We start from the raw sequence: 369 nt of genomic DNA on the forward strand, positions 1-369 counted from the left end.
ACACGGGCTAAGAGCTGTGTAAAATAGATAAATCATCCTATAAGCTAAAGCTTCAGCGTCAGATTTCCTAATTTTACTTTGCTCTTTATACGCCCTTTGTATCTTGTTTAATTGAACACGCCCTAAGCCTTGTGCAAAAAAGATAAATATTCTTAGGAGCTGGCGCTCCGTCATCGTATTTCCTATTTTTGCTTTAGGCTTTATACGGGCTTTGTATCTTGTTAATTGAACACGGGACTCATTTCTTAGGAAAAAAGATAAGTCTCCTAGCACTCTTTGGAGTGCGTTGTCGACTTCCTATTTTTCTACAGAAATGTTTAGCTACGCTAAAACGTCCCTTTGTATCTTATTTAACTGAACACGGGCTAA

Source organism: Streptococcus sp. HMSC10E12 (assembly GCF_001807855.1).
Taxonomy (GTDB): Bacteria; Bacillota; Bacilli; order Lactobacillales; family Streptococcaceae; genus Streptococcus; species Streptococcus salivarius.